At 35.0% G+C, this 12,817-nt stretch carries 15 protein-coding genes; 11 read left to right on the top strand and 4 right to left on the bottom strand.

Translation table 11 applies throughout. From position 1 onward, the window contains the following. Positions 1-71: 71 nt before the first annotated feature. The 3 genes from MHB75_RS09075 to MHB75_RS09065 all read left to right on the top strand — a co-directional run bounded on the left by MHB75_RS09075 (position 72) and on the right by MHB75_RS09065 (position 2,622). A complete protein-coding gene (locus MHB75_RS09075) occupies positions 72-1,499 on the top strand; it encodes a transglutaminase domain-containing protein (protein WP_340997213.1) in 1,428 nt (475 codons plus the stop codon). Positions 1,500-1,646: 147 nt separating this feature from the next. Next, positions 1,647-2,102: a hypothetical protein gene (locus MHB75_RS09070; protein WP_340997212.1), complete on the top strand. Its 456-nt coding sequence runs from the start codon at positions 1,647-1,649 to the stop codon at positions 2,100-2,102. Between the two features lie 19 nt (positions 2,103-2,121). Further along, positions 2,122-2,622 carry an SH3 domain-containing protein gene (locus MHB75_RS09065; protein WP_340997210.1) on the top strand — a complete coding sequence of 167 codons (501 nt, stop codon included), beginning with the start codon at positions 2,122-2,124 and terminating at the stop codon, positions 2,620-2,622. 49 nt (positions 2,623-2,671) lie between these two features. On the opposite strand, the gene MHB75_RS09060 is transcribed toward MHB75_RS09065, so the two are convergent. Beyond that, on the bottom strand, positions 2,672-3,217 hold the full coding sequence (locus MHB75_RS09060; RefSeq protein ID WP_340997208.1) for a glutathione peroxidase: 546 nt from the start codon (positions 3,215-3,217) through the stop codon (positions 2,672-2,674). A gap of 376 nt (positions 3,218-3,593) precedes the next feature. Here MHB75_RS09060 and MHB75_RS09055 point away from each other — a divergent pair, with 376 nt between their 5' ends. From MHB75_RS09055 to MHB75_RS09045, 3 genes are all read left to right on the top strand, one after another. Further along, positions 3,594-4,577: a helix-turn-helix transcriptional regulator gene (locus tag MHB75_RS09055; protein WP_340997206.1), complete on the top strand. Its 984-nt coding sequence runs from the start codon at positions 3,594-3,596 to the stop codon at positions 4,575-4,577. Positions 4,578-4,630: 53 nt separating this feature from the next. Then, the gene (locus tag MHB75_RS09050; RefSeq protein WP_340997204.1) at positions 4,631-5,203 is read left to right on the top strand and encodes a hypothetical protein; all 573 of its coding nucleotides are present in this window, start codon (positions 4,631-4,633) and stop codon (positions 5,201-5,203) included. Between the two features lie 65 nt (positions 5,204-5,268). Further along, entirely contained in the window at positions 5,269-5,574 is a 306-nt protein-coding gene (locus tag MHB75_RS09045) for a hypothetical protein (protein ID WP_087680009.1), read from the top strand. Positions 5,575-5,617: 43 nt separating this feature from the next. Here MHB75_RS09045 and MHB75_RS09040 read toward each other — a convergent pair whose 3' ends face one another. Next, complete coding sequence (locus MHB75_RS09040) at positions 5,618-6,355, bottom strand: SH3 domain-containing protein (RefSeq protein WP_340997202.1); 738 nt, start codon at positions 6,353-6,355, stop codon at positions 5,618-5,620. A 317-nt stretch (positions 6,356-6,672) separates the two neighbouring features. Here MHB75_RS09040 and MHB75_RS09035 point away from each other — a divergent pair, with 317 nt between their 5' ends. Both MHB75_RS09035 and MHB75_RS09030 read left to right on the top strand, forming a co-directional pair. Continuing rightward, on the top strand, positions 6,673-7,305 hold the full coding sequence (locus tag MHB75_RS09035; RefSeq protein WP_340995165.1) for an IS607 family transposase: 633 nt from the start codon (positions 6,673-6,675) through the stop codon (positions 7,303-7,305). Further along, entirely contained in the window at positions 7,277-8,398 is a 1,122-nt protein-coding gene (locus MHB75_RS09030; protein WP_340996986.1) for an RNA-guided endonuclease InsQ/TnpB family protein, read from the top strand. The genes MHB75_RS09035 and MHB75_RS09030 overlap by 29 nt, the downstream gene beginning before the upstream one ends. Positions 8,399-8,746: 348 nt before the next feature. On the opposite strand, the gene MHB75_RS09025 is transcribed toward MHB75_RS09030, so the two are convergent. Further along, positions 8,747-9,724 carry a tRNA dihydrouridine synthase gene (locus tag MHB75_RS09025; protein WP_141273197.1) on the bottom strand — a complete coding sequence of 326 codons (978 nt, stop codon included), beginning with the start codon at positions 9,722-9,724 and terminating at the stop codon, positions 8,747-8,749. 284 nt (positions 9,725-10,008) lie between these two features. Between MHB75_RS09025 and MHB75_RS09020 the strand changes: the two genes are divergently transcribed. From MHB75_RS09020 to MHB75_RS09010, 3 genes are all read left to right on the top strand, one after another. Then, positions 10,009-10,884: an alpha/beta hydrolase gene (locus MHB75_RS09020; RefSeq protein WP_340997200.1), complete on the top strand. Its 876-nt coding sequence runs from the start codon at positions 10,009-10,011 to the stop codon at positions 10,882-10,884. 116 nt (positions 10,885-11,000) lie between these two features. Next, positions 11,001-11,123 carry a hypothetical protein gene (locus MHB75_RS09015; RefSeq protein WP_340997197.1) on the top strand — a complete coding sequence of 41 codons (123 nt, stop codon included), beginning with the start codon at positions 11,001-11,003 and terminating at the stop codon, positions 11,121-11,123. 22 nt (positions 11,124-11,145) lie between these two features. After that, positions 11,146-11,310, top strand: coding sequence for a hypothetical protein (locus tag MHB75_RS09010; protein ID WP_340997196.1), 165 nt, complete (start codon positions 11,146-11,148; stop codon positions 11,308-11,310). 82 nt (positions 11,311-11,392) lie between these two features. On the opposite strand, the gene gabR is transcribed toward MHB75_RS09010, so the two are convergent. Next, complete coding sequence (gene gabR, locus MHB75_RS09005) at positions 11,393-12,802, bottom strand: MocR-like transcriptional regulator GabR (RefSeq protein WP_445667022.1); 1,410 nt, start codon at positions 12,800-12,802, stop codon at positions 11,393-11,395. Positions 12,803-12,817 lie beyond the last annotated feature (15 nt).

The raw sequence follows: 12,817 nt of genomic DNA, 5'->3' as shown, positions 1-12,817 counted from the left end.
CTCATATTGGAAAAAGTCTTTATAAAAGAACTCGTGTATAATGAATGAAAATACGAATGTAGGGGGAACATATGGGCATCTATTTTGAGTCAATGGAGATGTTTCAAAAAGATGGTGGTTTAAAACAAACAACGATTACAGCGAAACAATTACTACCAGCGATAGTTACACATATGAAGCGTGGCGACCGTCAGTTTTCACTCTACTTACAAGGACGTCTACCGAAGTCTGTACCAGATTTATTACAGGAAGCTTTTTCACTATTGCATTTACAAGAGCCTTTTTATACGCAACATTGTGCGAGACAGGAGAGTTCGTTCAAATATGTATCGAAGAACCGTATTAAGATGAATTTTTCGATGACTTATCGTATGACGAGAGAAGAACAACAATGGGTGATACAAGAGATTCAATTAATTTTAAAAGACCTCATAACGAATACGATGAGTGATGTGGAAAAAGTGATTGCTGTTCATGACTATATTGTACGCAATCACCAATATGAGATGAATACGACTGGTTCACCGTTTACGGTCTATACATTTATGCATGAGAAGCAGGGCGTCTGTATGGCGTATGCACTACTGTTCGAAAAAATGATGGAAGAGCTAAAAATTCCTTGTTATTACGTTATTGGTCAAGCGGACGGTGAGAGTGATTTAGGACATGCATGGAATATGGTGAAATTGGATGACGCTTGGTATCATATCGATGCGACGTGGGATGATGTCGGTTCGAAAATGAAGAACCATGAAATTCGCTATCGCTATCTGCTCCGTTCAGATGCCTTTATGAAAAAAGACCATCAATGGAATGAAGCACACTATCCACAATGTTTGAGTGAGCGTTATCAATATTTTACGAATTTATATGATGTCGCATCGAATGGTAAAACATTGTATTATCCAAAACCAAAAACTGCTTCACTCATGTCCTTCGATATTGTATCGAGAACTGAGACACTTCATTTAGAAGAACGTGTGCAGTTTTGTACGTTTGAACAGGGGCGACTCTATATGAGCTGTGTGGACCGCGATTGGCATCTATATGCTTTTGAAGTTGATACAAAACAATTAATATGTGTCGAAGAACGCCAAGTACAGTCGATTCATCAGACGATTCATGAAACGATTGTTCACTTCCATCAAGGAGAACCCATTTACTTAAAAGAACGTGCAACAATCGAACCAAAGCCCGTACCAGAAGCACATGAAGTCATACTTACAGGGTATGGAAATAGCTGGTTTGGCGAATATAAAGGGAAGGCAAAACCACTTCGCTTCATTAGTGATGAAGGATTGGAGCTGCTTATTGCCGATGCTTACAAACAAGTGACCGTCGATTTCTTATGTCACGATTCACTACAAATTCAACTAACAGCGAATCAAAAACCATTAAAAGCAGAACATCCTGTCATCGTGACACTACCACCCGATATTGCGACACGCGTCGGTCGAAAAGTATTAGAAATTGAAGAAGATTTTGAAATGGTGTTGTGAGATTTAATAATAGATAAAATATCTTTGCCTTCATAATAGTCGGTAAAGGTATTTTTTAATTTGTTAAATTGGTCATATTTCGTCCAATACAAACTCTATACTGTAAAAGAAGGTAGATATTACAAATAAACGAAGTGAGGTTTTTAGATGTTTGACCAATTAAAAGCAGGGTTTATGAACTTCAAAGAAAAGAAGGCAGTGGATTTACCATTAAATGCGTCTGTATTCGAAAAGATTTTAGAGCGTCAATCTATTGAAGGGGTAGAGGATCTTCAAGTGAAGATTGAGGAAGGGTTTCTTATTTTAGAAGGGGATACGAAAGTGAAGAAATTTGGTATATCGAAAAACATTCACTTTACGCTTTCTTTAAAGCCTGTTCATGCAGAGGAGCGTACGCTACAGTTTGAGTTAAAAAAGATGAAGCCGCTTGATTTTAGTGCAGTGCATAAAAAAATTTTTCATAAACCGCCCGTTGTGACATATGATGAGCGTATGATTCAGATTGATCTTAATGCATTTGATAAGGTGAAGGCTATTCCCATTGGAAACATTAAAAAATTTGCGATTCAAGATAAGCAGTTTATTGTATCCATTGGTTTATAAATAAGAGGAGGGAATTCAAATGAAAAAAATTCTAAGTATGGTATTTGTTCTAATGCTAGTTAGTAGTGTATGGACAACACAAGCTTCTGCAGCTTCATATGATCGTGCAAAAACAGCGAAAACAGTCAAAGTGTATGTGAAGGCTGGTACATCTTATAAAGTAGCGTATACTGTACCAAAAGGCAAAGCAGTTAAAGTAATTGGTGGCGTAGATGTAGGTTGGGATCAAGATCGTTGGTATAGTCCTGATCAATTTGGTTTTTATAAAATCACATACAAAAATAAAAAGGGGTATGTGGCACAAAACAATTTAAACTTTAAAAACAAGCACAGCTGGGTACCAGGTATAAAAGCTAAAGCCAAAAAATATGCAAAAAGATACGCTGGTAGTGACCCATATCGTTTTGTGAAAAATGGCGGCGCTGGTAAAGATGGTTACTATAGCATTGAGCACAAATTAAATGGTTCATGGCAAACAATGGGACGTGTAAATTGTAAAACAGGTTGGATGCATGGGTAAATAAAAAACATCTTGTATGTGGTAAAGCATACAGGATGTTCTTTTTTTATTACAATACTTTTTCAATTGCTTGTTCTAAATCAAGTAGTGAATCAGTTGGTTCGAAGCGTGAAATCACTTGACCATTTGCATCGACTAAGAATTTTGTGAAGTTCCAGCGAATATTACGTCCAATTAAATAGTCTGGGTAATCATGTTTTACGCGGTCCATGACCATCATCTCTTGCATATTTGATTGATCGACATCGCGTACATCGACTTCGTGTTTTAAGTAATTGAATAGTGGAGCAGTGCGTTCACCATTCACTTCAATTAAATCAAATACAGGATACTCTACGCCAAAGTGAGTTTTACATGTTGTCATCGTTGTGACACCATCTTCAGGGTTTTGTTCACCGAACTGATTCGTTGGGAAGGCGAGTACAACGAAGTCGCGATTTTTATATTTTTCATAGAGCTTTTGTAAGTCTTCGTATTGATATGTAAACATACATTGACTTGCGGAATTGACGATTAACATTGTTTTTCCACGATAAGTTTCCATCGATAAAATTTCACCGTTCGGTTTCTTTACTAAATAATTATAAATACTCATAAGTAAGTAGTCCTCCTTCTATATAGGGTTTTTTATACTGTTATTATATAAGAAAATAAAACAAAAGAATGAATGATTTGATTTGAAAAGAAAAACTGGGATTTGTGTGCAATAGTTATTTAAGATTATTTTTAAAAGAAAATAATACTGTTTTACTTATTTAACTGCTAAAATTTTTGTGAAATCATTTTTCGTGTGAATCATAAATATTAAAAATAACTTTTTTTGTTGTTTTTAATTCAAAAATAGTTCGATCATTAGATATAAAGTCCTTTTTTGAGGGAAAAAATGTTATAATTATTTTAGTTATATATTTTTTTGATGGTCATATAACGACCATTGACCTATGTAAGATAGAGTGTAAAGAGGTGATGTTATGAGTCGAGAAAAAGAATCACAAATACATCGTATTTTATCGATGTATGATCGACTGGAAAAAGGTGAAAAACTTGTAAAGAAGGAAGAATCTCAAAGATTCCAAACGAGTGATAAATCAATTCAACGTGATATTAATCATATTAGAAGGTTTTTAGAGTTGGAAAAAAATAATGCATACTTAGACTATAATCGTAAAGAAAAAGTGTATCAATTAAGTGTAGGAGACGATGAAAGTCACTTAAATAGTCATCATATTTTAGCGATTTTAAAAGTTTTAATGGATTCAAGAGCATTTAAAAAAGATGAGATGGAAAGCATTGTGAATAAGCTACTAATACTTGCGAATAAAAAGGATCAAGAAATTTTAAAGAAAATGACAGGGAATGAAAGACTTCTCTATACCGATTTATCGCATGGGCAAGCAGTGATTGAAAAAATCTGGACGTTATCAGAGCATATCCAAAACCAACACATCATGACGATTACATATCAGCGTGAACTAGCAGACGCTGAAAAAGAGCATCTTGTTAAACCGGTTGGAATCATTTTTTCAGAGTACTATTTCTATTTACTTGCATACCCTGCAAATAAAGAAATTGATTATCCGATTATTTACCGAATTGATCGTATTAAGTCGATTAAAGCGGAACAGGTATCTTTCAAAATCCCTTATTCAGAGCGATTCCAAGAGGGAGAATTCCGTAAACGTGTGCAGTTTATGTATACAGGAGATTTATTAAAAGTGAAGTTTAAGTTTACAGGAGCTTCTAAACAAGCTGTATTAGATCGTTTACCAACAGCGAAAGAGGTCATGACGATTGATGATGGCTGGATTTTTGAAGCAGAAGTGTTCGGTAAAGGAATTAAAATGTGGTTAATGAGTCAAGGTGAACATGTAGAGGTATTAGAGCCGAAAGCATTCCGTGAGGAGTTTTTAAAAACGTTTGAACATTTATATGAGATATACCAACCAGTCAAGTAAGACGTGTTATTTATGATGAATAGGGAATAACTTGTAAAAACGAGGTGTTGCCTGTGCATCAGCGAAAAGAAGGTATTCTTAATAAAAAGTCTGTCACGATTGTGGGCATCATTGTGCTTGTATTAGCTGTGATATGGTTATTTTATTTAAAGAATACATCGTATGAAAAGCCCGAGCAGGTGATTCGTGCAGCTGAAAAGAATTTAACATTGATTCCTGCGCATCAGACAGACAACCAAGCACTGTACTTTTTTGTTAAAGATGATCGAAATTATGGTGTAACCTACGCACAAAGAGGGATGTGGGGTTGGAAAACACGTGGTATTATTTGGACAAAAATTCATGATGATCGAAATACTTACGAAAAGCTAACAGGTTATCAAGAATACGAGGGACAGCTCATGTATGGTCTATTGAAAAATACAAAAAATCGTGTTGTCTACTTTAATAAACAACAAGCAACATTTTTAAATTTAGATGAATTGCCAAAAGAAGTTGTAAAAAAATATCGTCTGGAAGGTATGGCGATTTGGTATTTAGAGCATGATGCGGTAATCGAAAAAGGTGTGCTTCGTCTAGTCGATACAAAGACGAATAAGACGATTCATCGTGTTGTCATTAAATAGGTTGCTTTGCGAATAGCTTTCAAAGCTTTATAATATAAGTAACGACTATGTTAAAGGAGTTTATGATGAATACACGTTATAAAATTACACGTTTAAATGAGCAAGAGGAGCCAATTTTAACATTGGAAGATTTCCAACAATTCTTTTCTACACAATCTGATTTTACGTATGAAGATGCATTTGTGTCACGCAATCAAGAAGGCGTTGAGATGAGGATCAAAGGTGACTTTTTTATGTGGCATGTCGATCAAGTGAAAGTACCATTTCGTTTCTTCGATGGGGAACTCTATGTAGCAATTTCCCATCCAGTCATAGAAGAAAAGATGAAAGAAATTGCGGCTGCACTTGATGCAGTATATGTAGAAGGTTAGGATAAAGAAGAGGAGATATCGCGATGGCGATACCTCCTCTTTTTTACTTTTTATTCACTTTCAACGTGTAATATTTATACGAACCAAACTGTTCAAATTTATAGGTGTACGTGTAGGGATTGAAGAAAGAAAGGGTTGGGCTGGCTTTTACGAATCCTTTTCGTTCAATATAGTTTTGCATTGTCTTGGTACGTTTTGCGTCGTAGAATGTGTACGTGTCAAAATACGAACCTTGGAATGCGTAATCTTTCCCTTTATGAATATTCGTAAAATAAGAACGTAATTGTTTTTCGGTCTTTCCTATATTCAAATACATAAAAGGTACATAGTATTTTTTTCCTTTATACGTAATAGGAATTAAGTTTTGGGCAGAAGAAATATTTTTTGTAGCTTTTGGTGTTTCGTTGGATGTGAATAGTGTTCCTTTTTTATTTGTTAAGGTTGTTGAAGTCGCTTGGAAACTTCTCTTATGGTAACCTGATAGATTCGCTCGATCTGCATAGTAATACCATGTTTTCTTTTTTAACGCTTTGGATTTTGGGATATAACCCGTTTTTGTTCCAATCTTCACTTTGTAATAAGTTGCAGATGCTTTCGATGTTGTTGTGAATTTTTGGTTCTGTTTTAATGTAGTTAATTTCGTAGATGACGTGCTTTGTTTTGCATATAAATACGTATCAGGCTTTGCATAATAAGTAGTCGATTTGGCGTTGGCTTGCGCTGAAAAGAATAAAGACCCTACTAAAATGATGAATAGACTCCATGTTAATTTTGTTTTCATGTTGTTTAAAACCTCCAATCCATCCTATTATACCCTAATGAATACGAAAGGTAATATATGGATTAAATCCTATTTGATATAGAAGGTAATTGAAAAAATAATGATATAACATAAAAAAATAATAAACTAATCAAAAATATAGTGATTTGAATAATCGAAGTGTACATAAAAATACACAGGTTAAATGGTAGAGTAGTGTAATAGGGGGTAATTAAACAGTTAGAATAAATCTATAAATATCTATAAAAAACTATTTATTTTTCATACATTTCATGGTGTAATAGAATTATCCACTAATTCAAAGGAGAATGAAATGTATGAAAAAATACAGTATTGGTCAATTCGCAAAAGAAATCGGAGTAACAGTTCAGACTTTAAGAAATTGGGATAAGACAAATAAATTAAATCCTCAATATACTGCACCTTCTGGACACCGTTATTACTCTCAACAACAACTTGAATATTTTCTTGGTTTACATTCTCCTGAATCAGAATCGAGAATAACTATCGGCTACTGTCGAGTATCTTCTCATAAGCAAAAGGATGATTTACAGAGACAAGTGGAAAACATGGAATCATACTTACTGTCTCAAGGTAATCCATTTAAGATTGTGAAAGATATAGGTAGTGGTATAAACTACAACAAAAAAGGGTTAAATGATGTTATTGATTTAGTCCTAAATTACAAAGTAGATAGGGTTGTAGTTTTATACAAAGATAGGTTATTACGATTCGGATTTGAACTCTTGGAAAATTTATTTGCTAAATACGGAACAAAGATTGAGGTTATCGACAATACTCCAATGACAGATAATCAAGAGTTGGTCGAAGATTTAATTCAAATTGTTACTGTATTTAGTTGCAAATTACAAGGGAGACGGGCGAATAAGGTTAAGAAATTAATTAAGGAGTTGAAAGAGAATGATACTAGCAAAGAAGATACGAATTAAACCAACTAAAGAACAAGAAATTCAACTATGGAAATCTACTGGTGTGGCAAGATGGGTATACAATTGGACATTAGCTAGACAACAAGAAAATTATCAACGAGGGTTGAAATTCTTATCTGACAATGTTTTGAGAAAAGAAATCACACAAATTAAAAAACAAGAGGACTTCCAATGGTTGAGTGAAGTATCAAATAATGTAGCTAAGCAAGCTGTTAAAGATGCTTGTAATGCGTATAAGAGATTCTTTAAAGGTTTGGCGAAACGTCCAAGATTCAAGTCTAAGAAGAAATCTAAATCTTCTTTCTATAATGACAATGTGAAACTTAAAGTAAAAAAGAACACGGTGTTAATTGAGAAAGTAGGATGGGTTGCAACTTCTGAACAAGTCCCAATGGGGGTGAAATATACTAATCCTAGAGTATCTTTTGACGGAAAGTATTGGTATATCTCTGTTGGAGTAGAGCAAGAACAAGTAAAACAAGAATTAACGAATGAAGTAATTGGAGTAGATTTAGGAGTTAAAGAATTAGCAATTTGCTCGAACGAAATGGTGTTCAAAAACATTAACAAAACAAAAGAAGTGAGAAATATTGAGAAACGTTTACGTAGGTTACAGCGAAGCGTTTCCCGAAAATATGAGATGAATAAGGAGGGAGACCGATTTGTCAAAACATGTAACATTATAAAAATCGAAAAGCAAATACGAAATCTACACAGACGGTTAGCTAACATTAGAAACAACCACATTCATCAAGCAACAAATACAATAGTGAAAACCAAACCTTGTAAAGTTGTGATGGAAGATTTGAATGTAGTTGGAATGATGAAAAACCGTCATTTAGCTAAAGCAGTAGCCAAACAAAAGATGTATGAATTTCTCCGTCAATTGAAATACAAATGTGAAAAATACGGAATTGAATTTATACAAGTTGGACGTTTCTTCCCATCTTCTAAAACATGTTCGTGCTGTGGACAAATTAAATCAGATTTAAAATTATCTGATAGAGTTTACAAGTGTGACTGTGGATTAGAGATAGACAGAGATATGAATGCTGCGTTAAATTTAGCTAAATATGGAGAATTAGTAGCTTAGTCACTTACAAGACACTACTAATGTGTAGGGTTCGTTGTACCCGAATTAACGCCTGTGGAGTATCATACCAAATGTGAGTAGCTTCGGCAAAAGCAGATACAAAGAAACAGGAAATAAACATTGCTTATAGATTTTTATAGGTTTTTGGCAACGGATTATATGCAGTCTCAAACGAGAGTTATTTATTGTGATACATGTCATAAAGAAATTAAAAAAGTTCGGATGGGTGATGCGATTTTGCCTCATCAAGTAAGTGATTTGCTTCCACAACAATGCAAAGTTTGTAAGGTGAAGGCGATGATAAAAGGCACAAAAAAACCCGAATGATTGGCATTCGGGTTTCATACATTAGATTACCTCACTCGCTAGTACAGCTTCCACCATACCGCGTGCTTCTTCAACTGATTTGGTTTGCATTAAGCTATTGCGTAACTCAGCTGCGCCGCTAAATCCACGTACATAGATTTTAAAGAAGCGATGTAGATGATTATAAGGGCGTTGTGTTTCTTCTGCATATTTTTCATATAGTTCAAGTTGTAACAATAGAAGATTTAAATATTCTTCTACACTGCGTTCGCGTGGATCTTCGCTAAATGCGAATGGGTTTGTGAATACTCCACGGCCAATCATGACACCATCAATGCCGTATTTTTCAGCTAATTCTAAGCCGACTTTACGATCAGGAATATCACCATTAATCGTTAATAATGTATTCGGTGCAATCTCATCGCGTAATTGTTTGATTTCAGGAATCAAATCCCAGTGAGCAGGCACTTTACTCATCTCTTTACGTGTGCGTAAATGAATCGTTAAGTTCGCGATATCTTGTTTTAAAACATGTGTTAACCATTCGCGCCATTCATTCACATCTGTATAACCAAGACGTGTTTTTACGCTAACTGGTAATCCACCAGCTTTTGCGGCTTGGATAATTTCCGCAGCTGTTTCAGGGTGATTAATCAGACCTGAACCTTTACCACGTGAAGCAACATTCGCCACAGGACAACCCATATTCAAGTCGACCCCTTTAAAACCCATCTCTTTCATACCAATGCTCATCTCTTTGAACATCTCTGGTTTATTTCCCCAAATATGTGCAACAAGAGGTTGTTCATCTTCTGTATAAGTAAGACGACCGCGTACACTATAAATGCCTTCTGGGTGGCAGAAGCTCTCTGTATTTGTGAACTCAGTAAAGAACACATCAGGACGACCTGCTTCACTAATTACATGACGGAATACAACGTCTGTTACGTCTTCCATCGGTGCTAATATAAAAAATGGCTTCGGTAAATCTTGCCAAAAGTTTTCTGATTGCTTACTCATCGTATCTTCTCCTTGCATACATCTATAAAATTTTCACTATCCTAAATAGTATCATTTATTCGCGCATCCTGCACAAAAATAATCTTCGTAAAATCAGAATTTAAAAATCTTCTTTATCTTGTTATCTGACAAGACAACTTACGTGCGATGTTTGAATAAAGGTGATATGTTAATAACCATAAAAAAAAGGGTACTTTATTTAAAATTACAATTATTTATGATAGTAAAAATCTTACGAAATGACATTTTTTATAAAATATAAATTTTGTAAAGAGGTGTTCGATTTGGGAAAACTGAATAAAAAAATCTTTAGCCCGTTATTTGTATTATTATTACTTGTCATTAGTGTAGGCGTATTTTCAATGAGGGCCGACTATACAAGTGCAGAGTTATTTGATGCAAAGCACGAGTTTTCATATGGTGAACAGGCGAATCAAGACTTAAAAATTTATCAAAAAGGGTTAAAAAAGGGAGAGAAAACGCCTGTTGTACTGTATATACATGGCGGTGGTTGGTATGCAGGAGATAAAGCGAATGTAGGTAAAAAACCAGGTTATTTTAATAAAAAGGGTTACACCTTTATTTCGATGAATTACCGCTTATCACCGGTAGGTAATTATGAAGACCAAGCAAGTGATGTAGCAGCTGCGATGAAGTGGATTGTCGATCATGCAGATCAATATCATTTAGATGCCAATCAAATTACATTGATGGGGCATTCAGCAGGAGGACATTTAGTTTCTTTAGTTGCACTTGACCCACGCTATCTAAAAGAAGTAGGATTACCACTTCATACGATATGCGGTGTTATTAATATTGAAGGACCACTTGATATGAGCGACTTTATTAAAGAAGTTCCAAAGTATAAATCAGTTTACGGAAAAAATCCGAATGTATGGAAAGCAGCTTCACCTAGTACTTATCTTGGTCAGCAAGCAGTTCCGCCGATGTTAATTATCTCAAGAGAGGACGCAGCAACTACGAAATTCGTAAAAGCTGCAAAAAAATTAGGTGAACCAGTTGATTTATTAACAACACATGAATTATCACATTCGGACTTAACGGGTTTGATTGGAACGAATGAAAATGCAGAAGCGATTCAAGTGACAAATGCAGTGACAAAATTCTTGCAAGCAAATCAACCAAATACATTCAAATAAACAAACATTACAGCAAACTAGTGCATACATTGTCTAGTTTGCTTTTTCATTATTGAAAAGGGTATAAGTGCAAATGATTGTAGAAGGAATCTTTATAAATCAAAGGAGGAAATTGTATGTCTTATTCAGAACAAACGAATGAATGGATTGAAAAAAGAAAACAATATATTGTACGTGGTGTAAGTAATGGGAATTTAGCGATTGTCAAAAGGCGCAACGGTTACGGATTTAGGTGGTAAACAGTAGAGTGATTTTGTATCTATGATTGGTGTATTAAATGTTGGGCATAATCACCCGAAAGTTGTAGCTGCTGTAAAAGAGCAAGCAGAGAAGTTTTTATTACCTAGGTTTAATGTACATGAAGAAAAGTTATGTGAAAAAGAGTTGGTCATTTTAGGTCGAGCATTTGAAGAAATGGCGAAATAATGAAAGGACACGTATAACATCAAAACGAAATCGCATTGTGTGAAGCGATTTCGTTTTTTTTTAAAAGCCTATAGATTTATATTTAAATACAGCGCGCCAGTCGTTGAATGGCTTCATCTACTTCCTCCATTTGAATATTTGCGAAACCAATCACGAGTAATCGGTTACGCTGAATAAGTGGTAATGGATTCAATGAAAAACGTTTTAATGTATAAAGTTCTAACTTCTCTTGTTGTGCTGCTTGTTCGATTTCTTCATAAGATTTTGATGTAGGTACTTCAATTAAAAAGTGAAGTCCAGCAGGAATATCGTAAATCACAAGATTACGCGTCAAATTGTTAGAGAGTGCTTCAATTAATGTGGTTCGAATTTCTTCGTAATGTTTCGTCATCTTTCGAATATGTTTTTCATATTGCCCACTCTCGATAAATTCATTCAACGTATAAAGTGCTAAATTATTCGCTGGTTGAATCTCAAGTGGAAAAGCTTCTTGATAAGCTGCCAATAGTTTTGTTGGAAGTACCATATAACTAATACGCATTCCAGGTAACAATGTTTTTGAGAACGTCCCCATATAAATGACTTTTCGGTTATAATCCAAACTTTGAAGCGAAGGAACATTGTCTGTTTGATATTTGAACTCACTGTCATAATCATCTTCTATAATATAGCGTTGTTCATCGCGTGAAGCCCAGTTGAGTAATTCAACACGTCTTGAAATCGGCATAATAATACCTGTTGGAAACTGATGAGAAGGTGTCGTGATGACAAACTGTGCATTCGTCTGCTCAATATACTTTACATCAATCCCGTGATCATCAAGTGGAATGAGGTGTGTTTTAAACTGATGTCGCTGTAGAAGTTGATAGTATCTTGCATAGCCCGGATTCTCAACTGCAAAAGCTGTTTTAGTTGTCTGCAACATTAAGAGACGTTCCATCAACCCCTGACTTGTTGCGTGAATAATAATTTGTTCAGGTTCGCACTTCACACCACGCGTCGCATAAATAAAATTCGCAATATTTTTCCGTAGTATGTAAGGTCCCTGTGTATGTGGCATTTCACTTAATTCATCCATATGTTCCTCATAAATTTTCGCCTGACAATTCAGCCACTTACGAAAGGGGAATAATTTCGGATTTGCATTCATGTGAGAAAGCGAAATCCATCCCTCACGCGAACTTTCTTCTTCTCTTAATATTTCAGGGAATGAGGGCGTAATCTGGTCGTTAATATCAAAGCGCTGAATTTCCTCTACAAAATAGCCAAGTCGTTCAATTGTATAAATATATCCTTCAGCCAAAAGCTGGTCGTAAGCTGTCGCAACTGAATTCGTACTAACAGCAAGTGATTTTGCGAGTTCACGTTTTGGTGGTAATTTGTGATGTGCACGCACTTGATGGCTTAGAATTTGTTCTTTAATTTGACGATAAATTTGTTGGTAAATAAAGCGACCTTTTCCTTTTGAGTTCACTTGAATCTGCAATCTCATCACCTCTGGTACCTT

The organism is Kurthia sp. FSL E2-0154 (genome assembly GCF_038003625.1).
Lineage (GTDB): Bacteria > Bacillota > Bacilli > Bacillales_A > Planococcaceae > Kurthia > Kurthia gibsonii.
The sequence above is the reverse complement of the archived record's forward strand: the minus strand, read 5'-3'. Positions and strand labels throughout refer to the sequence as shown.

What these genes read in the sequence shown, in the direction of transcription:
- MHB75_RS09075 (WP_340997213.1), top strand. Translation starts at nt 72, where the DNA reads ATGGGCATCTATTTTGAGTCAATGGAGATGTTTCAAAAAGATGGTGGT.
- MHB75_RS09070 (WP_340997212.1), top strand. Translation starts at nt 1,647, where the DNA reads ATGTTTGACCAATTAAAAGCAGGGTTTATGAACTTCAAAGAAAAGAAG.
- MHB75_RS09065 (WP_340997210.1), top strand. Translation starts at nt 2,122, where the DNA reads ATGAAAAAAATTCTAAGTATGGTATTTGTTCTAATGCTAGTTAGTAGT.
- MHB75_RS09060 (WP_340997208.1), bottom strand. Translation starts at nt 3,217, where the DNA reads ATGAGTATTTATAATTATTTAGTAAAGAAACCGAACGGTGAAATTTTA.
- MHB75_RS09055 (WP_340997206.1), top strand. Translation starts at nt 3,594, where the DNA reads ATGAGTCGAGAAAAAGAATCACAAATACATCGTATTTTATCGATGTAT.
- MHB75_RS09045 (WP_087680009.1), top strand. Translation starts at nt 5,269, where the DNA reads ATGAATACACGTTATAAAATTACACGTTTAAATGAGCAAGAGGAGCCA.
- MHB75_RS09040 (WP_340997202.1), bottom strand. Translation starts at nt 6,355, where the DNA reads ATGAAAACAAAATTAACATGGAGTCTATTCATCATTTTAGTAGGGTCT.
- MHB75_RS09035 (WP_340995165.1), top strand. Translation starts at nt 6,673, where the DNA reads ATGAAAAAATACAGTATTGGTCAATTCGCAAAAGAAATCGGAGTAACA.
- MHB75_RS09030 (WP_340996986.1), top strand. Translation starts at nt 7,277, where the DNA reads ATGATACTAGCAAAGAAGATACGAATTAAACCAACTAAAGAACAAGAA.
- MHB75_RS09025 (WP_141273197.1), bottom strand. Translation starts at nt 9,724, where the DNA reads ATGAGTAAGCAATCAGAAAACTTTTGGCAAGATTTACCGAAGCCATTT.
- MHB75_RS09015 (WP_340997197.1), top strand. Translation starts at nt 11,001, where the DNA reads ATGTCTTATTCAGAACAAACGAATGAATGGATTGAAAAAAGAAAACAA.
- MHB75_RS09010 (WP_340997196.1), top strand. Translation starts at nt 11,146, where the DNA reads ATGATTGGTGTATTAAATGTTGGGCATAATCACCCGAAAGTTGTAGCT.
- gabR (WP_445667022.1), bottom strand. Translation starts at nt 12,802, where the DNA reads ATGAGATTGCAGATTCAAGTGAACTCAAAAGGAAAAGGTCGCTTTATT.